The sequence below is a fragment of the Pseudomonas sp. NPDC088322 genome, from assembly GCF_044740745.1.
GTDB lineage: Bacteria > Pseudomonadota > Gammaproteobacteria > Pseudomonadales > Pseudomonadaceae > Aquipseudomonas > Aquipseudomonas shirazensis.
In genome coordinates, this window is record NZ_JBIURK010000001.1 from 644,354 (window position 1) to 664,867 (window position 20,514).

The 20,514-nt window shown below is 61.6% G+C and carries 20 protein-coding genes; all 20 read left to right on the forward strand.

Translation table 11 applies throughout. The features are described from left to right. Window positions 1–23 precede the first annotated feature (23 nt). The 20 genes from rffA to ACIOAU_RS03110 all read left to right on the forward strand — a co-directional run bounded on the left by rffA (window position 24) and on the right by ACIOAU_RS03110 (window position 20,399). A complete protein-coding gene (gene rffA, locus ACIOAU_RS03015; RefSeq protein WP_186698627.1) occupies window positions 24–1,202 on the forward strand; it encodes a dTDP-4-amino-4,6-dideoxygalactose transaminase in 1,179 nt (392 codons plus the stop codon). A gap of 162 nt (window positions 1,203–1,364) precedes the next feature. Further along, window positions 1,365–2,300, forward strand: a complete 936-nt coding sequence (locus ACIOAU_RS03020) for a ketoacyl-ACP synthase III (RefSeq protein WP_186698630.1) — start codon at window positions 1,365–1,367, stop codon at window positions 2,298–2,300. Window positions 2,301–2,594: 294 nt separating this feature from the next. Further along, the gene (locus ACIOAU_RS03025; RefSeq protein ID WP_150569777.1) at window positions 2,595–3,446 is read left to right on the forward strand and encodes a flagellin domain-containing protein; all 852 of its coding nucleotides are present in this window, start codon (window positions 2,595–2,597) and stop codon (window positions 3,444–3,446) included. A 73-nt stretch (window positions 3,447–3,519) separates the two neighbouring features. After that, window positions 3,520–3,891: a flagellar protein FlaG gene (locus tag ACIOAU_RS03030; protein ID WP_150569776.1), complete on the forward strand. Its 372-nt coding sequence runs from the start codon at window positions 3,520–3,522 to the stop codon at window positions 3,889–3,891. 79 nt (window positions 3,892–3,970) lie between these two features. Next, entirely contained in the window at window positions 3,971–5,371 is a 1,401-nt protein-coding gene (gene fliD / locus ACIOAU_RS03035; protein WP_150569775.1) for a flagellar filament capping protein FliD, read from the forward strand. Between the two features lie 131 nt (window positions 5,372–5,502). Continuing rightward, entirely contained in the window at window positions 5,503–5,898 is a 396-nt protein-coding gene (gene fliS, locus ACIOAU_RS03040) for a flagellar export chaperone FliS (RefSeq protein ID WP_401179854.1), read from the forward strand. A 15-nt stretch (window positions 5,899–5,913) separates the two neighbouring features. Further along, entirely contained in the window at window positions 5,914–6,210 is a 297-nt protein-coding gene (locus ACIOAU_RS03045; protein ID WP_150573123.1) for a flagellar protein FliT, read from the forward strand. 167 nt (window positions 6,211–6,377) lie between these two features. Continuing rightward, entirely contained in the window at window positions 6,378–7,853 is a 1,476-nt protein-coding gene (gene fleQ, locus ACIOAU_RS03050) for a transcriptional regulator FleQ (RefSeq protein WP_103436646.1), read from the forward strand. 139 nt (window positions 7,854–7,992) lie between these two features. Beyond that, entirely contained in the window at window positions 7,993–9,210 is a 1,218-nt protein-coding gene (locus ACIOAU_RS03055) for a sensor histidine kinase (protein ID WP_401179859.1), read from the forward strand. Then, window positions 9,210–10,592, forward strand: coding sequence for a sigma-54-dependent transcriptional regulator (locus tag ACIOAU_RS03060; protein WP_401179862.1), 1,383 nt, complete (start codon window positions 9,210–9,212; stop codon window positions 10,590–10,592). Before ACIOAU_RS03055 ends, ACIOAU_RS03060 begins: the two co-directional genes overlap by 1 nt. 107 nt (window positions 10,593–10,699) lie before the next feature. Beyond that, a complete protein-coding gene (gene fliE / locus ACIOAU_RS03065; protein ID WP_101317840.1) occupies window positions 10,700–11,032 on the forward strand; it encodes a flagellar hook-basal body complex protein FliE in 333 nt (110 codons plus the stop codon). Between the two features lie 14 nt (window positions 11,033–11,046). Continuing rightward, on the forward strand, window positions 11,047–12,825 hold the full coding sequence (fliF, locus tag ACIOAU_RS03070) for a flagellar basal-body MS-ring/collar protein FliF (RefSeq protein ID WP_101317842.1): 1,779 nt from the start codon (window positions 11,047–11,049) through the stop codon (window positions 12,823–12,825). After that, window positions 12,818–13,837 (forward strand): flagellar motor switch protein FliG, encoded by a 1,020-nt coding sequence (gene fliG / locus ACIOAU_RS03075; RefSeq protein WP_101317844.1) that lies wholly within the window; start codon window positions 12,818–12,820, stop codon window positions 13,835–13,837. Before fliF ends, fliG begins: the two co-directional genes overlap by 8 nt. 127 nt (window positions 13,838–13,964) lie before the next feature. Then, window positions 13,965–14,726: a flagellar assembly protein FliH gene (gene fliH, locus ACIOAU_RS03080; protein WP_101317846.1), complete on the forward strand. Its 762-nt coding sequence runs from the start codon at window positions 13,965–13,967 to the stop codon at window positions 14,724–14,726. Further along, the gene (gene fliI, locus ACIOAU_RS03085; protein WP_101317848.1) at window positions 14,716–16,077 is read left to right on the forward strand and encodes a flagellar protein export ATPase FliI; all 1,362 of its coding nucleotides are present in this window, start codon (window positions 14,716–14,718) and stop codon (window positions 16,075–16,077) included. The genes fliH and fliI overlap by 11 nt, the downstream gene beginning before the upstream one ends. A 3-nt stretch (window positions 16,078–16,080) precedes the next feature. Next, complete coding sequence (gene fliJ, locus ACIOAU_RS03090) at window positions 16,081–16,533, forward strand: flagellar export protein FliJ (protein WP_401179869.1); 453 nt, start codon at window positions 16,081–16,083, stop codon at window positions 16,531–16,533. Between the two features lie 99 nt (window positions 16,534–16,632). Further along, on the forward strand, window positions 16,633–16,938 hold the full coding sequence (locus ACIOAU_RS03095; protein ID WP_101317852.1) for an STAS domain-containing protein: 306 nt from the start codon (window positions 16,633–16,635) through the stop codon (window positions 16,936–16,938). 8 nt (window positions 16,939–16,946) lie between these two features. Continuing rightward, window positions 16,947–18,638 (forward strand): SpoIIE family protein phosphatase, encoded by a 1,692-nt coding sequence (locus ACIOAU_RS03100; protein ID WP_401179872.1) that lies wholly within the window; start codon window positions 16,947–16,949, stop codon window positions 18,636–18,638. Window positions 18,639–18,679: 41 nt separating this feature from the next. Beyond that, window positions 18,680–19,027: an Hpt domain-containing protein gene (locus tag ACIOAU_RS03105; RefSeq protein WP_101317857.1), complete on the forward strand. Its 348-nt coding sequence runs from the start codon at window positions 18,680–18,682 to the stop codon at window positions 19,025–19,027. Between the two features lie 70 nt (window positions 19,028–19,097). After that, window positions 19,098–20,399, forward strand: a complete 1,302-nt coding sequence (locus ACIOAU_RS03110) for a flagellar hook-length control protein FliK (RefSeq protein ID WP_401179876.1) — start codon at window positions 19,098–19,100, stop codon at window positions 20,397–20,399. The last annotated feature ends 115 nt before the right edge of the window (window positions 20,400–20,514 follow it).

Consider the following 20,514-nt stretch of genomic DNA (forward strand, 5'->3'; position numbering starts at 1 on the left):
GTGGCGACTGCGGAAAATCAGCAATGAACACAGAAAAGATGTTCTTCAATCGCCCGCACATGACGGGCAAAGAGCTGTACTACATTGCCGAGGCCAAGTTCGGCAACATGCTGGCTGGCGATGGCCCGTATACCAAGCGCTGCCACCAGTGGCTGGAAGCCCACACCCGCAGCGCCAAGGCCCTGCTGACCCACTCCTGTACCGCCGCGCTGGAAATGACGGCGCTGTTGCTGGATATCCAGCCGGGCGATGAAGTCATCATGCCTTCCTACACCTTCGTCTCGACTGCGAACGCGTTCGTGCTGCGTGGCGCTGTGCCGGTATTCGTCGATATCCGGGCCGATACGCTCAATCTCGACGAGCGCCTGATCGAAGCCGCCATCACCCCGCGAACCAGGGCGATCGTGCCGGTGCACTACGCTGGAGTGGCCTGCGAAATGGACAGCATCATGGCCATTGCCCGCAAGCATGGCCTGGCCGTGGTCGAGGACGCCGCCCAAGGTGTGATGTCCAGCTACAAAGGCAGGGCGCTGGGCAGCATTGGTGATCTGGGTGCATTCAGCTTCCATGAGACCAAGAACGTCATTTCCGGTGAAGGCGGAGCGCTGTTGGTCAATACCCCGAAGCAGGTGCTGCGCGCCGAGATCATCCGCGAGAAGGGCACTGACCGCAGTCGCTTCTTCCGTGGCGAGGTAGACAAGTACACCTGGCAGGAGGTCGGCTCGTCGTTCTTGCCTGGTGAGTTGATTGCAGCGTTTCTCTGGGCTCAGCTCGAGGAAGCGCAAGCGATCACCGACAACCGCCTGGCCAGCTGGGATTACTATCATGGCGCCCTGGAGCCGCTCGAGCAGCAAGGCTTGCTGCGTCGGCCGATCATCCCCCTCGACGTTCAGCACAACGCCCATATGTACTATGTACTGCTCGCGCCCGGGATTGATCGCCAGGCTGTGATCGATGCGCTCAGGCAGCACGAGATCTATGCCGTGTTTCACTATGTGCCGCTGCACTCGTCCCCAGCGGGTCAACGCTACGGACGCGTGCACGGCTCGATGCAAGTCACCGACAGCAGTGCTGAGCGGCTGTTGCGTCTGCCACTCTGGTGGGGGCTGCCGCGAGCGGGCCAGGATCGGCTCGTCGAGGTGCTCGGCGATTGCCTGACCGGGCAGTCCGCAGCGAACGCGTATTCGACAAAAAGAGCGTGACTTGAGAGTCAGAACGCGCATCTTCACTGTATATTGTCGGAAACCGGGAGCCGCTGCATAGCGCCTGCAAAACGGGTCAGGGATCGGTAGTCACCGTATCGCCTGGCTTTTTGTCGTTGTGCATGCAGTGGGTGTTTCGCTGTTATTGAATTGGGAAGCCATATGATTGGCATTAAAAGCATCGCCAGCTACGTGCCCACCGAAGGGGTGGACAACTACGCCCAGGGTGCGAAATTCGGCAAAGACCAGGATTTCATCTTCGGCAAGATCGGTTCGACGTTCTTGCCGCGCAAGGACGCCGGCCAGGAAACATCCGATCTGGCTGTCGAGGCTGCCAAGGCCTTGTTTGCAAATAATCCAGCGCTGGACCCGGCGGCAATTGATGTGTTGATCGTCGTTACCCAGAACGGTGACGCCGAAGGGCTGCCGCATACCGCTGCGATCGTCCAGCACAAGCTGGGCCTGCCCACCCATATCGCGGCGTTCGACATTTCTCTTGGCTGCTCTGGGTATGTCTACGGTCTGTATGCCATGAAGGGCTTCATGGAAGCCGCGGGCCTGAAGAATGGCTTGCTGATCACCGCCGATCCTTACTCGAAGATCGTCGACCCTGAAGACCGTAACACCACCATGCTGTTCGGCGATGCTGCAACCGCCACCTGGATGGGTGAGGACGCCAGCTGGAAGCTCGGCAAGTCGCTGTTCGGCAGCGACGGCAGTGGCGCTGAGCACCTGCGCACCACTGAAGGCAAGTTCTACATGAACGGCCGCCAGGTCTACAACTTTGCCCTGGTGAAGATCCCCGCTCACCTGCAGCAGTTGCTCGATGCCAGCCAATTGCAGGCTGATGACATTGACCTGTTCTGCCTGCACCAGGGCAGCGCGGCCATCGTCGATGCGGTATCGCTGCGCTTCCAGGAAGGGCAACACAAGGCCAGGTTCGTCAAGGACATGGTCGAGACGGGTAACACTGTGTCGTCGAGCATTCCCTTGTTACTGGAAAAACACGTATTCGGCTCACGTCACCAGCGCGTCGCGTTGAGCGGCTTCGGCGTAGGTCTGTCATGGGGCTCGGCGATTATCGAACGATGTGACTGAGCACTGTCGATGTATGCATAGAAACGCCGCCATATCCCGGGCGGCGTTTTTGTTGGTGTGCAGGCAAGCTTGCGTCAAGGGCAAATTTTTCCACTGCGGTCTTCAAATGCGCGCCTGAATCATGGCGTCAAGTCCGCGAATTCTCTGGGCTGGCAGGATGCCACCAATTTTTTTCGAAAATCCGCTAAAGCAACGCCCGCTGACGACGATAACTATTACGAAGGTTCTCTGTGCCCCCACCCGGCGAATTGCCAAGGCCGGAAGCCGTAGTACCCAATTAACGAGGAATTCGTCATGGCTTTGACCGTTAACACCAACACTACCTCCCTGGGCGTTCAGAAGAACCTGAACCGTGCTACCGATGCACTCAGCACCTCGATGTCCCGTCTGTCTTCCGGCCTGAAAATCAACAGCGCCAAAGACGACGCTGCCGGCCTGCAGATCGCTACCCGCATGACCTCGCAGATCAAAGGTCAGACCATGGCTATCAAAAACGCCAACGACGCTATCTCGATCGCCCAGACTGCTGAAGGCGCGATGCAAGAGCAGACCAACATTCTGCAGCGTATGCGTGAACTGGCTGTTCAGTCGCGAAACGACAACAACAGCGAAGACGACCGTGCCGCACTGGACAAAGAGTTCCAGTCGATGCTGAAAGAAATCGACCGTATCGCCAACAGCACCCAGCTGAACGGCAAGAACCTGCTGAACGGCGACGCTGGCGAGATGACCTTCCAGGTCGGTTCCAACACCGGTACTGACAACCAGATCACCATCAACCTGAGCGACGCGCTGAACACCACTGGTGCACTGAGCGGTCTGACCGGCCAGAACATCACCGGTGCAGACAGCTCCTCGGCCGAGGCCACCTTCACCGCCGCCATGAGCGCGATCGATGACGCCCTGAACGCCATCAACACCACTCGTGCTGACCTGGGTGCCGTGCAGAACCGTCTGACCAGCACCATCAACAACCTGCAAAACATCAACGAAAACGCCGAAGCTGCTCGTGGTCGCGTACAAGACACCGACTTCGCCGCTGAAACTGCCCAGCTGACCAAGCAGCAGACTCTGCAGCAAGCTTCCACTTCGGTTCTGGCTCAGGCCAACCAGCTGCCATCCGCTGTACTGAAGCTGCTTCAGTAATAGTTGATTGGTCGTTGGCGGAGGAGTGCAGAATGCTGCGCTTCTCCGCTTTTTTCGTTGCGAGGTGGCAGACATGGACATGAGCGTCAAGCTGAACCAGTCTTACCCGGCCGTGCGTCCGGTCGAGGTGGTCGCCGACAAGCCAGTAGCTGATGCGCCTGTGTTGCGCTCGGCAGATACTGATCGTGTCAGTGAAACGAAACAACCGCCGGCCGTGATCGATGCCGAGCAGGTTCGCAATGCGGTATCGGAAATAGAAAAATTCCTGAGCACGTCTCGACGTAATCTGGAGTTCTCCACCGATGAGGATTCCGGCAAGATCGTGGTCAAGGTCATCGCCAGCGAGACTGGCGAGCTGATTCGTCAGCTACCCTCGGAAGAGGCGTTGCGGATCGCCAGCAGCTTGAGTGATGTCAACAGTCTTCTATTCGACGCCAAGGTATGATTGGCGGCGAATTCAGCAATAATGAATCGTGGCGGCCCTGTAACCTTGGGTGACCGCACAAGCAGAGAGGAGCACCACCATGGCAAGCTCGATCGTTTCCTCCTTGGGCCTCGGCTCTGGAATCAACATCACTGAAATCGTAAAAGTGCTGGTCGATTCCGATACTGCCGCCAAGAAGGCACAGATCACCCGGCAGACCAGCAACAATGCTGCGTACATTTCCGGGGTTGGCGCGCTGCGTAGTGCCCTCACTGCTTTCACTACGTCGATGGGCAAGCTCAACGACAAGAATGCGCCGTCGTTCAATGCCTATGCGGCAACGTCGGCAAGCGAGAGCGTGGTCAAGGCCAAAGCCAGCAACACGGCTGTGGCGGGCTCTTACAGCATCGAAGTGAAAAACCTCGCCACCAGTTCCAAGGTCGCCAGCCAGGCGTTCCTTGAAGGTCCGAGTAAAAGCATTGATCCGGGCGAGCTGGTCATCGAGCAAGGTGGCAAGAGCTACAAGATAACTGTTGGTGATGATGCGACCCTGCAGACTGTGCGCGACCAGATCAACAAGGAGCTGAGCGCCAGCGGCATCTCTGCCAACATCATCACCGGTGAAGATGGTGCTCGTTTGGTGCTGGGTTCCACTACTACAGGCGCCAATACCGATATCAAGGTCAGCGGTATCCCTGATCTGGAGATCGACGGCACCAAATCGATGAAGACCGAAGGCGCTGGCTATATCACTGCGCTAGCTGAGGATGCGGTCATGCTGGTGGATGGCCTGGAGGTCAAGAGTGCCTCCAATACCGTCACCACCGCAGTGAGCGGGCTGTCACTCGAATTGACCGGCGCCAGCCTCGCTGGGTCGCCGACCAAGGTCACCGTAGCATCCAACAACGACGGCTTGAAAACGTCGGTGCAGAGTTTCGTCGACGCATACAACACCCTGCAGAAAACGGTTGCTGCGCTGACCAAAGCCACCACCAATGCTGATGGCAGCGTAACGCTCGGCCCACTGAGCAACGATCCGACGACCCGGTCGCTGCTGGCCGATGTGCGCGGTGTTCTGGCCGAAGTTGGCGCAGGCGACCGGCTGACCACCTTGAGTCAGCTTGGCATCAACACGCAGAAAGACGGCACGCTGGAGTTCTCCAGCAGCAAGTTCGACAGCGCCATGAATGACAAGAAACTTGGCAGCGAGATCCAGCAGCTGTTCAGTGGCACCAATGGTATTTTCGAGCGCATGACCAAAGTCATTGATCCGTATAACGCGGTCGATGGCAGCCTGGTGACACGCAAGAACAACCTCGACAAGGTCGCCAAGAACCTTGCCGATCAGCAGGCTGCCCTGGATCGTCGTACCGAGGCGCTGACCGCATCGCTGACCAAGAAGTACGTGGCGCTGGACACCGCTCTGGGCAAGATGAAGGCTCAGGCCAACCAGATTACCTCGATCTTCGAAGCCATCAATGCGCAGGCCAAAAAGTCCTGAGCATGAGCAGCTGAAACAAGCCCGGTAGCGTTGCCAAGACGCACCGGGTTTTTTTTCGCGGCTAAAGTTTTTTGACGTGGCGGCGATATACAGGGTATACGCAACCTTTTTCGCGGTAACGAGGCAGATCCATGAATCCGATGCTGGCCCTTCGGCAGTACCAGAAAGTCAACGGTGTGGCGCAGACGTCCGAGGCGAGCCCGCATCGTCTGGTGCAGATGCTCATGCAGGGCGGGCTGGACCGCCTGGCACAAGCCAAGGGTGCTATCGCGCGCAAAGATATCGCCCAGCAAGGCATCCTCCTCAGCAAAGCCATCGACATCATCGGCGGCCTGCGTGAAGGTCTCGACCTGGGAAACCACGCCGACAGCCTGGCCGAGCTTGATAATCTGTACACCTACATGAGCCGGCGCCTGGTCGAGGCCAACCTGAAGACCGACACCGCGATCATCGACGAAGTCGCCCGCCTGCTGATCACGGTCAAGGAAGGCTGGGATGCGATCGCCGACCAACAGCCGGAAGGCTGATCCAAGGAGCGTGGCATGAGCATGGTGATCGAGCGTATCGAACAGACCCGTGAGGCGCTGCTGGCAGCGCTCGCCGGCCGCGACTGGGATGCAGTGAGCGAGCTCGACCTCGAGTGCCGCCTGTGCGTCGATGACGTGTTGTCCGAAGCATCGCACAATGAAAGCCAGGTACGTGCCAGCCTTGAGCAGCTACTCGAGGTCTATCGGCATCTGATTGAAGTTGCAAGTGGGGAACGTCAAACTTTAGTCGACGAGATGACGCAAATCCGTCAGGCGAAAAATGCCGCCAAGGTATACCATCTGTTCAGCTGACACTGATGAGATACAAAAACTGAGCGCCATAAATTTGACTGTGCGTTTTTTTTTGACTTTACTAGTGGCTGTATTCGAATTTCAGACGTCCGAACACTGACCATTCAGTCGGAATGATGTCGAGCACGCCCTCAGGGCGCCGATATGACTAGGGAAGTTGCTATTGCATGTGGCGTGAAACCAAGATTCTCCTGATCGATGACGACAGCGCCCGCCGCCGCGATCTGGCAGTGGTTCTGAACTTTCTCGGCGAAGACAACCTGTCTTGCTCAAGCCAGGACTGGCAGCAAGCGGTAGAGTCGCTGGCCTCCAGTCGTGAGGTGCTGTGCGTACTGATCGGTGCGGTCAATGCGCCTTCCAGTGTGCAAGGGCTGCTTAAGACAGTGGCAGGCTGGGATGAGTTCCTTCCGATGTTGCTGCTTGGCGATGTTTCTGCTGCAGAGTTCCCTGAGGATCTGCGCCGCCGGGTGTTGTCCAACCTGGAAATGCCTGCCAGCTACAGCCAGCTGCTCGACTCCCTGCACCGCGCCCAGGTATATCGCGAAATGTACGACCATGCCCGCGAGCGTGGCCGTCAGCGCGAACCGAACCTGTTCCGCAGCCTGGTCGGCACCAGTCGCGCCATTCAGCACGTGCGGCAGATGATGCAGCAGGTGGCCGACACCGACGCCAGCGTGCTGATCCTCGGCGAGTCAGGCACTGGCAAGGAAGTGGTTGCGCGTAACCTGCACTATCATTCCAAGCGCCGTGAAGCACCGTTCGTGCCGGTCAACTGTGGGGCGATCCCGGCCGAGTTGCTCGAAAGCGAACTGTTTGGTCACGAAAAGGGCGCGTTCACCGGTGCGATCACCAGTCGCGCTGGGCGCTTCGAGCTGGCCAACGGCGGCACGCTGTTCCTCGACGAGATCGGCGACATGCCGCTGCCGATGCAGGTCAAGCTGCTGCGCGTGCTGCAGGAACGTACCTTCGAGCGTGTCGGTAGCAACAAGACCCAGAGCATCGATGTGCGCATCATTGCCGCCACGCACAAGAACCTTGAGGTCATGATCGAAGAGGGCACCTTCCGCGAAGACTTGTACTATCGCCTGAACGTGTTCCCGATCGAGATGGCGCCGCTGCGCGAGCGAGTTGAAGACATCCCGCTGCTGATGAACGAGCTGATCTCGCGTATGGAGCACGAGAAGCGTGGGTCGATTCGGTTCAATTCGGCCTCGATCATGTCACTGTGCCGGCATGGCTGGCCTGGCAACGTCCGCGAGCTGGCCAACCTGGTCGAGCGCATGGCGATCATGCATCCCTACGGTGTGATCGGGGTGTCCGAGCTGCCGAAGAAATTCCGCTACGTCGACGATGAAGACGAGCAGTTGGTCGACAGCATGCGCAGCGACCTGGAAGAGCGCGTTGCGATCAACGGCCATACGCCGAATTTCTCCAATCACGCGATGCTGCCGCCCGAAGGCCTCGACCTCAAGGACTACCTCGGTAGCCTCGAGCAAGGCTTGATCCAGCAGGCGCTGGACGACGCCAATGGTATCGTTGCGCGGGCCGCCGAGCGCTTGCGGATTCGCCGTACGACGCTGGTGGAGAAAATGCGCAAATACGGCATGAGTCGTCGTGACGGCGAGGAACAGGCAGAGGATTGACGCCTGCCGTTCCCTTGCATAGGGCTGCAGCGCAGCCCTGATAAGCCCTCCACCCCGTTAACCCTATCTCCGGCACGGCTATTGCTATATCGCAGGCAACACACCGTTTTTATGACGGTCAGCCACGCGAGAGAGCACGATGCCCCACGCCGCCCCGATTTCCCGAGCCGCTGATCCGCAGGGTCGCATCCCGGTCGAGCAGGAAAGCCGACAGGGCCTTGAACACGCATTCGCGTTGTTCAATCAGGTTTCCAACCAACTGAATCAATCCTACGGCATGCTCGAGGCGCGGGTGCGCGAGCTCAAGGGCGAGCTGGCTGTAGTCAGTGCGCAGCGCATGGCTGAACTGGGCGAAAAGGAACGCCTGGCCAATCGCCTGCAGAACCTGCTCGACCTGTTGCCAGGCGGGGTGGTGGTGATCGATGAGCACGGCAGGGTGCGCGAGGCGAATCCTGCGGCCTGCGAGTTGCTGGGCGAGCCGTTGCTCGGCGAATTGTGGCGCCAGATCATTGCCCGCAGTTTCGCTCCACGCAAGGACGATGGCCATGAAGTGTCCCTGCGCGATGGCCGCCGTGTGTCGATCGCTACTCGTTCGCTGGATGCCGAGCCTGGCCAGTTGGTCCTGTTGACCGACCTGACCGAAACCCGTCGCCTGCAGGATCAACTCGCCCGGCATGAGCGCTTGTCCTCGCTCGGGCGCATGGTTGCCTCGCTGGCGCATCAGATCCGCACGCCGCTGTCGGCGGCCATGCTCTATGCCAGCCACCTGGCAGATCCGCAGCAACAGTTGCCCAGCGAAACCCGTCAGCGCTTTGCTGGAAACCTCAAGGAGCGCCTGCACGAGCTTGAGCATCAAGTGCGCGACATGCTGGTGTTCGCCCGCGGTGAGTTGCCGCTGGCTGATCGGCTCAGCCCGAAGGGTTTGTTCCAGGCGTTGCAACAAGCCGCGCAGGTGCATGTGCAGGGCCATGCAGTGCGTTGGCAGTGCGACACCCACCTAGGAGAGTTGCTGTGCAATCGCGACACCCTGGTCGGGGCACTGCTCAATTTGCTGGAAAACGCCCTGCAGGCAAGCACGCTGCCGGCGCGGGTAAAAATTCATTTGTTCCGCCGTGGGCATGCGCTGCACCTGTGCGTCAGTGATGCTGGCTGCGGCATCGCGCCGGCGCTGCTGGCGCGCCTCGGTGAGCCGTTTCTGACCACCAAGACTACCGGTACCGGGCTCGGTCTGGCCGTGGTTCAGGCGGTGGTGCGCGCACATCAGGGCGAAGTACGCATGCGCTCGCGACTAGGTCGGGGCACCTGCGTGCAGGTGATCCTGCCGCTGCTGGGCGAGTTGCCTGGGGAGGCGCGCTGATGGGTATCAAGGTGCTGCTGGTCGAGGATGACCGGGTGCTGCGTGAAGCGCTTGGCGATACCCTCGAGATCGGCGGTTTTGCCTACCGGGCTGTGGGCAGTGCCGAAGAGGCGTTGGCCGCTGTGGCCGGTGAAGCGTTCAGTCTGGTGGTGAGTGACGTCAACATGCCGGGCATGGACGGCCATCAGTTGCTGCTGCAATTGCGCAGCAGCCATCCGCAATTGCCGGTGCTGCTGATGACCGCCCATGCTGCGGTTGAGCGTGCAGTCCAGGCCATGCGCCAAGGCGCGGTGGATTACCTGGTCAAGCCGTTCGAGCCGCAGGCGCTGTTAAGTCTGGTGGCGCGTCATGCTGGCGGTCGCGTCGGCGGAGCCGATGAAGACGGCCCGGTGGCATGCGAGCCGGCCAGCCGGCGCTTGCTGGAGCTGGCTGCGCGAGTCGCCCAGAGTGATTCGACGGTGTTGATTTCCGGCGAATCGGGTACCGGCAAGGAGGTCTTGGCGCAGTACATCCATCGCCAGTCCGCGCGAGCGGCGCAGCCGTTTGTGGCGATCAACTGCGCAGCAATCCCGGACAACATGCTCGAGGCAACCTTGTTCGGCCACGAGAAGGGTGCCTTCACCGGCGCCATTTCCGCTCAGCCAGGCAAATTCGAGCAGGCCGATGGCGGTACCTTGCTCCTTGACGAGATTTCCGAAATGCCGCTGGGCTTGCAGGCCAAGCTGCTGCGGGTGTTGCAGGAGCGGGAAGTGGAGCGGGTGGGTGGACGCAAGCCGATCGCGCTGGATATTCGCGTGCTGGCTACCACCAACCGCGACCTGGGCGCTGAAGTAGCGGCGGGGCGCTTCCGCGAAGACCTGTTCTATCGATTGTCGGTGTTCCCCTTGGCCTGGTGCCCGCTGCGCGAGCGCAGCGGCGATATTCTGCCGCTGGCCGAGCGCCTGCTGGCGCGCCATGTGGCGAAGATGAAGCACGCGCCGGTCCGGTTGTCTGCCGAGGCGCGCCACTGCCTGCAGAACCATCCGTGGCCGGGCAACGTGCGCGAACTCGACAATGCCCTGCAGCGGGCGCTGATTCTGCAGCAGGGCGGCTTGATCGAGGCGGCGGATTTTTGTCTGGGTGGGGTCATTGCCTTGTCTGCACCGGCAGCGCTGGTCGCGCCTGCACAGGCAGTCACTAGCGATTCGCCTGCTGATTCCGGGGTGTTGGGCGATGACCTGCGCCGGCACGAATTCCAGATGATCATCGACACCCTGCGCGCCGAGCGCGGACGGCGCAAGGAAGCGGCCGATCGACTGGGCATCAGTCCACGCACCCTGCGCTACAAGCTGGCGCAGATGCGCGATGCCGGCCTTGATGTCGAGGCCAGCCTGTTCGGCTGATTCACCTTAATTAACCCGCTTACAGGATGGCTGGCATCGCTCTTGCTAGCACCAGCCTATCCGCTGCATGAGTGTCAAAAAAATGCGGCCGCCGGAGAGAGAAGTTCATGAGCCAAGGTGTTGAATTCAATCGTCTGATGTTGGACATGCGGTCCATGCAGGCCGATGCCATGTCCCTGCCCAAAGTGGCAGCTGCGCCTGAGCTGGCGCCAGGGCAGAGCAGTTTTGCCGACATGCTCGGCCAGGCCATTGGCAAGGTCCATGAAACCCAGCAGGCCTCGAGCCAGCTCGCCAACGCTTTCGAAATTGGCAAGAGCGGCGTGGACCTGACCGACGTGATGGTTGCTTCACAAAAAGCCTCGGTGTCATTCCAGGCGTTGACCCAGGTGCGCAACAAGCTGGTTCAGGCGTACCAGGACATCATGCAGATGCCGGTTTGAGGACTAATTGACTCATGGCCGAAGCAGTCGTCGATAACGCCCCCGCCAAGAGCGGGCCGCCAGTGGCCAAGCCGCCGCTGTTCGGCATGTCGTTCCTGGAAAACATCTCGCGGATGCCCGCCTTGCGTCAGGTCGGCCTGTTGGTCGGGCTGGCTGCCAGTGTGGCTATCGGCTTTGCCGTGGTGCTCTGGTCGCAGCAGCCGGACTACCGGCCGCTGTATGGCAGCCTGGCCGGCATGGACACCAAGCAGGTCATGGAAGTGCTTGGCGCCGCCGACATCCCCTACAACGTGGAGCCCAACTCCGGCGCTCTGCTGGTCAAGGCCGACGACCTCTCCCGTGCGCGCCTGAAACTGGCAGCCGCTGGCGTGGCGCCAAGCGACGGCAACGTCGGCTTCGAGATGCTCGACAAAGAGCAGGGTCTGGGCACCAGCCAGTTCATGGAGGCGACCCGCTACCGGCGCAGCCTGGAAGGCGAGCTGGCGCGCACCGTGTCGAGCCTGAACAACGTCAAGGCCGCCCGCGTCCATCTGGCGATCCCGAAAAGCTCGGTATTCGTGCGCGACGAGCGCAAGCCAAGTGCGTCGGTACTGGTCGAACTGTATCCGGGCCGTGCGCTGGAGCCGGGCCAGGTGATGGCGATCGTCAATCTGGTGGCTACCAGCGTGCCGGAACTGGACAAGACCCAGGTCACCGTGGTCGACCAGAAAGGCAACCTGCTCTCCGATCAACTGCAGGACTCTTCGCTGACCATGGCCGGCAAGCAGTTCGATTACAGCCGACGCATGGAAGGCATGCTCACCCAGCGTGTGCACAACATCCTGCAGCCAGTGCTGGGTAATGACCGCTACAAGGCTGAAGTGTCGGCCGATGTCGACTTCAGTGCAGTCGAGTCGACCTCCGAGCAGTTCAACCCTGATCAGCCAGCCCTGCGCAGCGAACAGTCGGTCGACGAGCAGCGCACCAGCAGCCAGGGGCCGCAAGGCGTGCCGGGTGCTCTGAGCAACCAGCCGCCAGCTGCCGCTGCCGCACCGCAAAACGCCACCGCCGCGGCAACCCCAGCGGGTGCCATTCAGCCTGGCCAGCCATTGCTGGATGCCAATGGCGCGCAGATCATGGACCCGGCCACCGGCCAGCCTATGCTCGCACCGTACCCGGCCGACAAGCGCAAGCAGTCGACCAAGAACTTCGAGCTGGACCGCTCGATCAGCCATACCCGTCAGCAACAGGGCCGCCTCAGCCGCCTGTCGGTGGCAGTGGTGGTGGATGATCAGGCCAAGCTCGATGCTGCGACTGGCGAAACCACCCGTGCACCGTGGGGCGCCGAAGATCTGGCGCGCTTCACCCGCCTGGTTCAGGACGCGGTGGGCTTCGATGCGAGCCGTGGCGACAGCGTGACCGTGATCAATGTACCGTTCGCCGCTGATCGCAGCCCGGAAATCGCCGATATCCCGTTCTACTCGCAGCCCTGGTTCTGGGACATCATGAAGCAGATGATGGGTGTGCTGTTCATTCTGGTGTTGGTATTCGGCGTATTGCGTCCGGTGCTCAACAACATCACCGGCGGTGGCAAGCAGTCTGCTGCCGACGGCGACATGGAGCTGGGTGGGATGATTGGTCTGGATGGCGATCTGGCCAACGACCGTGTCAGCCTGGGTGGCCCGCAAAGCATTCTGTTGCCAAGCCCGAGTGAGGGATATGAGGCGCAGTTGAACGCAATCAAAGGCCTGGTGGCCGAAGACCCGGGCCGTGTCGCCCAGGTCGTGAAAGAGTGGATCAACGCCGATGAGTGATAACCGAGCCGTTACCGCCAAACTGAGCCGCACCGACAAGGCCGCGATCCTGCTGCTGTCGCTGGGCGAAACCGATGCCGCGCAGGTCCTGCGCCATATGGGCCCCAAGGAAGTGCAGCGAGTCGGTGTGGCCATGGCGCAGGTGGGCAATATCCACCGCGACCAGGTCCAGCAGGTGATGAGCGAGTTCGTCGAAATCGTCGGCGAGCAGACCAGCCTTGGCGTCGGCTCCGACGGCTACATCCGCAAGATGCTCAACCAAGCCCTTGGCGAGGACAAGGCCAACGGCCTGATCGACCGCATTCTGCTCGGTGGCAACACCAGCGGCCTGGACAGCCTGAAGTGGATGGAGCCACGCGCCGTGGCTGACGTGATCCGCTTCGAGCACCCGCAGATCCAGGCCATCGTGGTGGCCTACCTGGACCCTGACCAGGCCGGTGAGGTGCTGGGTAACTTCGACCACAAGGTGCGCCTTGACATCATCCTGCGCGTATCGTCGTTGAATACGGTACAGCCAGCGGCGCTCAAGGAACTCAACCAGATCCTCGAGAAGCAGTTCTCCGGCAACTCCAATGCCGCGCGGACCACGCTGGGTGGTATCAAGCGGGCTGCCGATATCATGAACTTCCTCGACAGTTCGGTCGAAGGTCAGCTGATGGATTCGATCCGCGAGATCGATGGCGACCTGTCCGAACAGATCGAAGACTTGATGTTCGTCTTCAACAACCTCGCCGACGTCGACGACCGTGGCATTCAGGCGCTGTTGCGCGAAGTGGCCTCGGACGTGCTGGTGGTGTCGCTCAAGGGCGCCGACGAGCGGGTCAAGGACAAGATCTTCAAGAACATGTCCAAACGTGCTTCCGAGCTGCTGCGTGACGACCTCGAAGCCAAGGGCCCGGTGCGGGTCAGCGACGTCGAGACCGCGCAGAAGGAAATCCTCACCATCGCGCGGCGAATGGCCGATGCCGGCGAGATCGTGCTGGGCGGCAAGGGCGCCGAAGAAATGATCTAAGCCTTGTTCAGGCTGGCGCTGAAAGGTTCGACCTCAGGCGCCAGCGCTGGCACGCTGGATTTTTCCACCGACGCGCGCGCGAGCAGGGCGTACGTTGGCCGAACATGGTTTTTGAGAGCCCCACAGCATGTCCACCACCGAACACCCCAGCGACCTGATCCGTGCCCGCGACCTTGAAGGCGTCGATGTCTGGGCGCTGCCCAGCTTTGACCCGGCGCCTGCGCCAGCACCGGAGCCTGAGCCTGAAGTCATCGAGCCGGAAATCGAAGAGGTGCCCCTCGACGAGGTCCAGCCGCTGACCCTCGAAGAGCTCGAAGCGATTCGCCAGGAAGCCTACAACGAAGGCTTTGCCACCGGTGAGCGCGAGGGTTTTCACAGCACCCAGCTCAAGGTCCGCCAGGAAGCCGAGGAAGCCCTCGCCGCCAAGCTGGGTGAGCTTGAGCAGTTGCTGGCGCATCTGCTGGAGCCGATTGCCGAGCAGGACACCCAGATCGAGCGCTCGCTGGTGCACCTGGTGGCGCACATGACGCGGCAGGTCATCGGTCGTGAGCTACGCACTGATTCGAGCCAGATCACCCAGGTGCTGCGCAGCGCGCTGAAGCTGCTGCCGATGGGCGCCGACAATATCCGCATCCACCTCAATCCGCAGGACTTCGAACTGGCCAAGGCCCTGCGCGAACGCCACGAAGAGAGTTGGAAAATCCTTGAAGACGAAACGTTGTTGCCCGGCGGGTGCCGTATCGAAACCGCCCACAGCCGAATCGACGCCAGCATGGAAACCCGCATCGAGAAGGCCGTAGCGCAGCTGTTCGACCAGTTGCACGATCAGGCCCTGCATCCGGCGCCTGCCGATATCAGCCTGGACCTGGGCAGCACCGATGCGCCTTGACCGCACCAGCTTCGGCAAGCGCCTGGGCGGCTACGCCGAGGCGATCAGCCTGCCTGAGCAGCCGGTGGTCGAGGGTCGCCTGTTGCGCATGGTCGGCCTGACGCTTGAGGCCGAAGGCCTGCGCGGCGCAGTCGGCAGTCGCTGCCTGGTGATCAACGACGACAGCTACCACCCGGTGCAGGTCGAGGCCGAGGTGATGGGCTTTGCCGGGACCAAGGTGTTCCTCATGCCGGTTGGCAGCATTGCCGGGATCGCGCCGGGCGCGCGGGTGGTGCCGCTGGATGACAGCGGGCGCCTGCCGATGGGCATGAGCATGCTTGGCCGGGTGCTCGATGGTGCTGGCCGGGCGCTGGATGGCAAAGGAGGGATGAAGGCCGAAGATTGGGTGCCGATCGACGGGCCGATCATCAACCCGCTGAACCGTGACCCGATCAGCCAACCACTGGATGTCGGCATCCGCAGCATCAACGGTCTGCTTACCGTCGGCCGCGGCCAGCGCCTGGGTCTGTTCGCTGGTACCGGCGTCGGTAAGTCGGTGTTGCTGGGCATGATGACGCGCTTCACCGAAGCCGAAATCATCGTGGTCGGCCTGATCGGCGAGCGGGGGCGGGAGGTCAAGGAGTTCATCGAACATATCCTTGGTGAAGAAGGCCTGAAGCGTTCGGTCGTAGTCGCCTCGCCGGCCGACGATGCGCCGCTGATGCGCCTGCGCGCTGCGATGTACTGCACGCGCATCGCGGAATACTTTCGCGACAAGGGCAAGAATGTCCTGTTGCTGATGGACTCGCTGACCCGGTTTGCCCAGGCCCAGCGCGAAATCGCCCTGGCCATCGGTGAGCCGCCAGCGACCCGCGGTTACCCGCCGTCGGTATTCGCCAAGCTGCCCAAGCTGGTCGAGCGCGCCGGTAACGGCGAGGCCGGCGGGGGCTCGATCACAGCGTTCTATACCGTGCTGTCCGAAGGTGATGACCAGCAAGACCCGATCGCCGATGCGGCGCGGGGTGTGCTCGACGGTCACTTTGTGCTGTCGCGGCGGTTGGCCGAAGAAGGTCATTACCCTGCGATCGACATCGAAGCCTCGATTAGCCGGGTCATGCCGCAGGTAGTAGACGCCGATCACTTGCGCCAAGCGCAGAAATTCAAGCAGTTGTGGTCGCGCCTGTCGCAGAGCCGCGACTTGATCAGCGTGGGCGCTTACGTTGCGGGCGGCGATCCCGAGACCGACCTGGCGATTGCCTTGCAGGCACGCCTGGTCGGCTTCCTGCGTCAGGGCCTGGACGAAAACGTCAGCGGCACGCAGAGCCGTGAGCAGTTGGCCGGCGTGTTTGCCACGCCCACAGGCGGTGGCTAAGCCATGAGCACGCCCAGCCGTGCCGCGCGCCTGGCGCCGGTGGTGAACATTGCCGAAGAGGCTGAGCGCAAGGCGGTCCAGCGCCTTGGTCACTTCCAGCAGCAGGTAGCCCAGGCCCAGGCCAAGCTGGCCGAGCTCGAGCGCTTTCGCGAAGACTACCAGCTGCAGTGGATCAACCGCGGTGGGCAGGGCGTCAATGGCAGCTGGCTGCTCAACTATCAGCGCTTTCTGGCCCAGCTGGAAACGGCTATGACCCAGCAGCGGCAGAGCCTGGCCTGGCACCAGAGCAACCTCAACAATGCCCGTGCCACCTGGCAGCAGGCTTACGCCCGGGTTGAGGGCTTGCGCAAGCTGGTACAGCGCTACATGGATGAGGCGCGCCGGCTCGAAGACAAGCGCGAGCAAAAGCTGCTGGACGAGCTGTCCCAGCGCCTGCCGCGATCCGGCGCTTACTAGGGCATTGGTCGAGTTTGTTGGCGCTGTCGCTTGCAACTTGTCGGCGCGTCTTCTAAACCTTCTGAAGCTGCATCCGCCATCATCGAAGGAATCGCTAGCATGGCAGTGGAACCTACGCTTTCCCCCGACGGCAAGAAGCTGACGATTGCGATCAAGGGCCGTTTCGATTTCGCCAAGCATCAGGCGTTTCGCGATGCTTACGAGCGGCAGAACGGCCGGCCCGAGCAGGTTGTGGTCGACCTGAGTGAGGCAACCTACCTGGACAGTTCTGCGCTGGGCATGCTGTTGCTGTTGCGCGACCATGTTGGCGGTGACGACTCCGACGTGCGCGTGGTGCACGCCACAGCCGATGTGCGCAAGATCCTGGCGATCTCCAACTTCGAAAAACTGTTCGACATCAGTTGACCGCGCTCATGCCGGCTGAAGCCACTTTGCAGGTGCTGATTGCCGAGGATGGCGCTGCCGATCGTCTGTTGCTGGCGCAGATCGTACGCCGCCAGGGTCATCAGGTGTTGACCGCGGAAAACGGCGCCGAGGCGGTGGCGCTGTTTTGCCAGCACCGGCCGCAACTGGTGCTGCTCGACGCCTTGATGCCGATCATGGATGGCTTCGAGGCCGCGCGGCAGATCAAGGCGCTGGCCGGCGAGACCTTGGTGCCGATCATCTTTCTCACGTCATTGAGCGAGGAACAGGCGCTGGTGCGCTGCCTTGAAGCCGGTGGCGACGACTTCATCGCCAAACCCTACAGTGCGGTGATTCTGGCGGCGAAGATCGGCGCCATGGAGCGCCTGCACAGGTTGCAGGCCAAGGTCCTCGAGCAGCGCGATGAAATAGCCCTGCACCACCAGCATCTGCTCAACGAGCAGCGCGTGGCCAAGGCGGTATTCGACAAGGTCGCCCATACCGGCTGCCTGCAGGCGCCGAATATCCGCTATTTGCAGTCGCCTTTTGCACTGTTCAATGGCGACCTGCTGCTGGCGGCCTACACGCCCTCGGGTGACATGCATGTGCTGCTGGGTGACTTTACCGGGCATGGCCTGCCCGCAGCGGTCGGCGCCATGCCGCTGGCAGAGGCGTTTTATGGCATGACCGGCAAGGGCTATGGTCTGGCGCAGACGCTGCGCGAAATGAACGCCAAGCTCAAGCGCATCCTGCCGGTAGACATGTTTTGCTGTGCGTTGCTGCTGAACATCAGCTACCAGCGCGGCACCGTGGAGTTCTGGGGTGGCGGGATGCCCGATGGCTATCATCTGGCGGCCAGCGGCGAAGTGCTGGCGACCTTGCCGTCTACCCAGCTACCGCTGGGTGTACTGGCCCCGGAACGCTTCGATGAGCGTACCCAGGTGATGCCACTGGCGCCGGGTGAGCGGCTGTTGCTGCTGTCCGATGGTGTAATCGAGACCAGCAACGCCGGCGGGCAACTGTTTGGGGTCGAGCGCCTGCAGCAGGTAATCGCCCTGAACCGCACCCCCGCACTGTTGTTCGAGGAACTGCTGCAAGCCTTGCAGGCGTTTGGCGGACGCGCTCGGGATGATGTCAGCCTGTGTGATATCCGCATGCTCGAGCCAGCCGCGGATTTACCCGCCAATGCCGGCCATGCCGACAGGGGGCGCAGCAGCCCGCTCGATTGGTCGCTAGCCTTCGAGCTGCGCGGCGAGACGTTGCGGTGGGTCAATCCAGTTCCGCAACTGCTGCAGCTGCTGCAGGAAATCCATGGCCTGCGACCGCTTGCCGGACAGTTGCACAGCGTCTTTGCCGAGCTCTATACCAATGCCCTGGAACACGGCGTGCTCGGCCTTGATTCAGCGCTAAAGGGCGATGCGGCAGGGTTTGCGGAGTTTTACCGGTTGCGCGGTGAGCGACTTGCGCAGCAGGTAGATGGTTACATTCGGATAGATCTCAAGGTTGAACCCTGGGAGCGAGGAGGGCGTCTGATCATCGAAATCCGTGACAGCGGTGTCGGCTTCGATGTCGAGCAGGTGCTGGCACGGCTGCCACGCCAGGATGCCTTCAGTGGGCGCGGAATACATCTGGTGCGGCGCCTGAGTCAGGATGCACAATGGATCGAGGGCGGTCGATGCGCCAAGGTAGAGGTGCTCTGGTGAGCACGCTGCCAGGCCTAGCCGCCTCAACAGGGAGTGAACAGATGATGGACGTGCACATCGATGAGCGGGTCCTGCGTGACTTGCAGGACATCATGGAGGGTGGCTATCAGCAACTGCTGGAGATTTTTCTGGAAGACTCCGAGCGGCGCCTGAGCCAATTGCATGGCGCGAGAAATGCCAGTGAGTTGGGCATGGCCGCGCACAGCTTCAAGGGCAGCAGCAGCAACATGGGTGCGGTCGGTTTGGCCGCCCTTTGCCAGCAGCTCGAAGAGCGGGTCAAGCAGTCGCCGGCCTATGGCGTTGAAGACCTGGTCAACCGTATCGACTCCGAATACCGCCAGGTGAAGTGCTTCTACCTACTCGAATGTGAGCGTGTCTCCGGCAGTTGAGCAAAACTGGCGCGAGTTTTGCCTGTCTCTGTGCAGACGATTTTGCCGCAAGCCGGCGCGGAGACCCTCGATGCCTGTCGCACCCAACCCACTGATCCAAGCCAGCGCTCCCGCCAAGCAGACCCGGATGGGCGCCGACAAGCCGCCTGCGGCCGCTGTTGCGCAGGATAAAGGCTTTGATCAAGTGATGGCAAAGCAGGCCCGCGACAGTGTCGGCCAACGTGACGACAAAGTGGCCCCGGCCAAACCGAAGGACAAGCCCGACGCCGCCTCGGCCGGCAAGGCCCAGACCGCCGACAAGCCTGAGGTTGCCGCTGACGGCAATAATTTGCCAGGCAGCGACCCGGCGCAGCAGGCCGACGCCAGCACTGACGGCGATAACAAGGCTTCTGTGGATGCCAGCCTGGTTGCCGGCCAGGTCACTGACGCCCCAGCCGGTGCCCAACTGATCCAGGCTCAGGCGCAGGCGGTTGCTCCCGTCTTGCAGGCGGGTGTGCCGGCAACTGCAGCGCCGCAAACCGGCGAGCCGGCCGAGGCTGCGTTCGACCCCGAAGCTGACGCCTTGGCAGGCCTGCCAAGCCTGCGCTTTGCACTTGAGCACAGTGCTCAGGCCAAAGGCACGACCTCGGCGCATGCGGCCAATCAGTCAGAAACTGGCAAGGCACCCGCAGACGGCAACCAGGCTGCCGTCAATACCTTGGCGAACGTGGTCGAGAAAGGCGAGCACGAAGGTGACAAGTCCGAGTCAGGCCACAAAGCTTTCGGCAGCCTGATCGAGGACGGCCTGAAAGACATCAAGAGCGCCAGCAGTGATACCCGCGTCGACAACTTCGCTGACCGCCTGGCCACGCTGACCCAGGCCGCCACCGCCAAGACCGCCAACGCCGTGCCGGTCAACCCCAGCCCGCTGCAACAGCCGTTGGCAATGAACCAGGGCGCCTGGACCGAAGGCCTGGTCAACCGGGTCATGTACCTGTCGAGCCAGAACCTCAAGTCGGCGGATATCCAGCTTGAACCGGCCGAACTGGGTCGGTTGGACATCCGCGTCAATATTGCCACCGACCAGGCCGCGCAGATTACCTTCGTCAGTGGTCACGCCGGTGTGCGTGACAGCCTCGACAGCCAGCTGCACCGTTTGCGTGAGTTATTCGCGCAGCAGGGCCTGGCCCAGCCTGACGTCAACGTTGCCGATCAGTCCCGCGGTCAGCAACAGCAGGCGCAGCAAGAGGCATCGCAGTTGTCCGGTGTGGCGGCACGGCGCGGCGCCGCCGCTGCGGCTGAGCAAGGTGAACAAGGCGAGCTGAGCGAGGCTTCACGCGCGGCCGAGCAGCAAGTAGTGATCGGCGACAGCGCAGTCGATTACTACGCCTGAACCAGCATTTGCTGATCCAGGACGCCGGGCCAGTCTGCCGTCACTCTGTTGGGTGACGACGGGCGGGCCCGGCGTTTTGTCTACGTTGCAATATCTGGCATAACACTTGCTCAAG

Bases quoted from the DNA above. Each gene is read 5' to 3' on its own strand.
- rffA (WP_186698627.1), top strand. From the start codon at position 24: ATGAACACAGAAAAGATGTTCTTCAATCGCCCGCACATGACGGGCAAA.
- ACIOAU_RS03020 (WP_186698630.1), top strand. From the start codon at position 1,365: ATGATTGGCATTAAAAGCATCGCCAGCTACGTGCCCACCGAAGGGGTG.
- ACIOAU_RS03025 (WP_150569777.1), top strand. From the start codon at position 2,595: ATGGCTTTGACCGTTAACACCAACACTACCTCCCTGGGCGTTCAGAAG.
- ACIOAU_RS03030 (WP_150569776.1), top strand. From the start codon at position 3,520: ATGGACATGAGCGTCAAGCTGAACCAGTCTTACCCGGCCGTGCGTCCG.
- fliD (WP_150569775.1), top strand. From the start codon at position 3,971: ATGGCAAGCTCGATCGTTTCCTCCTTGGGCCTCGGCTCTGGAATCAAC.
- fliS (WP_401179854.1), top strand. From the start codon at position 5,503: ATGAATCCGATGCTGGCCCTTCGGCAGTACCAGAAAGTCAACGGTGTG.
- ACIOAU_RS03045 (WP_150573123.1), top strand. From the start codon at position 5,914: ATGAGCATGGTGATCGAGCGTATCGAACAGACCCGTGAGGCGCTGCTG.
- fleQ (WP_103436646.1), top strand. From the start codon at position 6,378: ATGTGGCGTGAAACCAAGATTCTCCTGATCGATGACGACAGCGCCCGC.
- ACIOAU_RS03055 (WP_401179859.1), top strand. From the start codon at position 7,993: ATGCCCCACGCCGCCCCGATTTCCCGAGCCGCTGATCCGCAGGGTCGC.
- ACIOAU_RS03060 (WP_401179862.1), top strand. From the start codon at position 9,210: ATGGGTATCAAGGTGCTGCTGGTCGAGGATGACCGGGTGCTGCGTGAA.
- fliE (WP_101317840.1), top strand. From the start codon at position 10,700: ATGAGCCAAGGTGTTGAATTCAATCGTCTGATGTTGGACATGCGGTCC.
- fliF (WP_101317842.1), top strand. From the start codon at position 11,047: ATGGCCGAAGCAGTCGTCGATAACGCCCCCGCCAAGAGCGGGCCGCCA.
- fliG (WP_101317844.1), top strand. From the start codon at position 12,818: ATGAGTGATAACCGAGCCGTTACCGCCAAACTGAGCCGCACCGACAAG.
- fliH (WP_101317846.1), top strand. From the start codon at position 13,965: ATGTCCACCACCGAACACCCCAGCGACCTGATCCGTGCCCGCGACCTT.
- fliI (WP_101317848.1), top strand. From the start codon at position 14,716: ATGCGCCTTGACCGCACCAGCTTCGGCAAGCGCCTGGGCGGCTACGCC.
- fliJ (WP_401179869.1), top strand. From the start codon at position 16,081: ATGAGCACGCCCAGCCGTGCCGCGCGCCTGGCGCCGGTGGTGAACATT.
- ACIOAU_RS03095 (WP_101317852.1), top strand. From the start codon at position 16,633: ATGGCAGTGGAACCTACGCTTTCCCCCGACGGCAAGAAGCTGACGATT.
- ACIOAU_RS03100 (WP_401179872.1), top strand. From the start codon at position 16,947: ATGCCGGCTGAAGCCACTTTGCAGGTGCTGATTGCCGAGGATGGCGCT.
- ACIOAU_RS03105 (WP_101317857.1), top strand. From the start codon at position 18,680: ATGATGGACGTGCACATCGATGAGCGGGTCCTGCGTGACTTGCAGGAC.
- ACIOAU_RS03110 (WP_401179876.1), top strand. From the start codon at position 19,098: ATGCCTGTCGCACCCAACCCACTGATCCAAGCCAGCGCTCCCGCCAAG.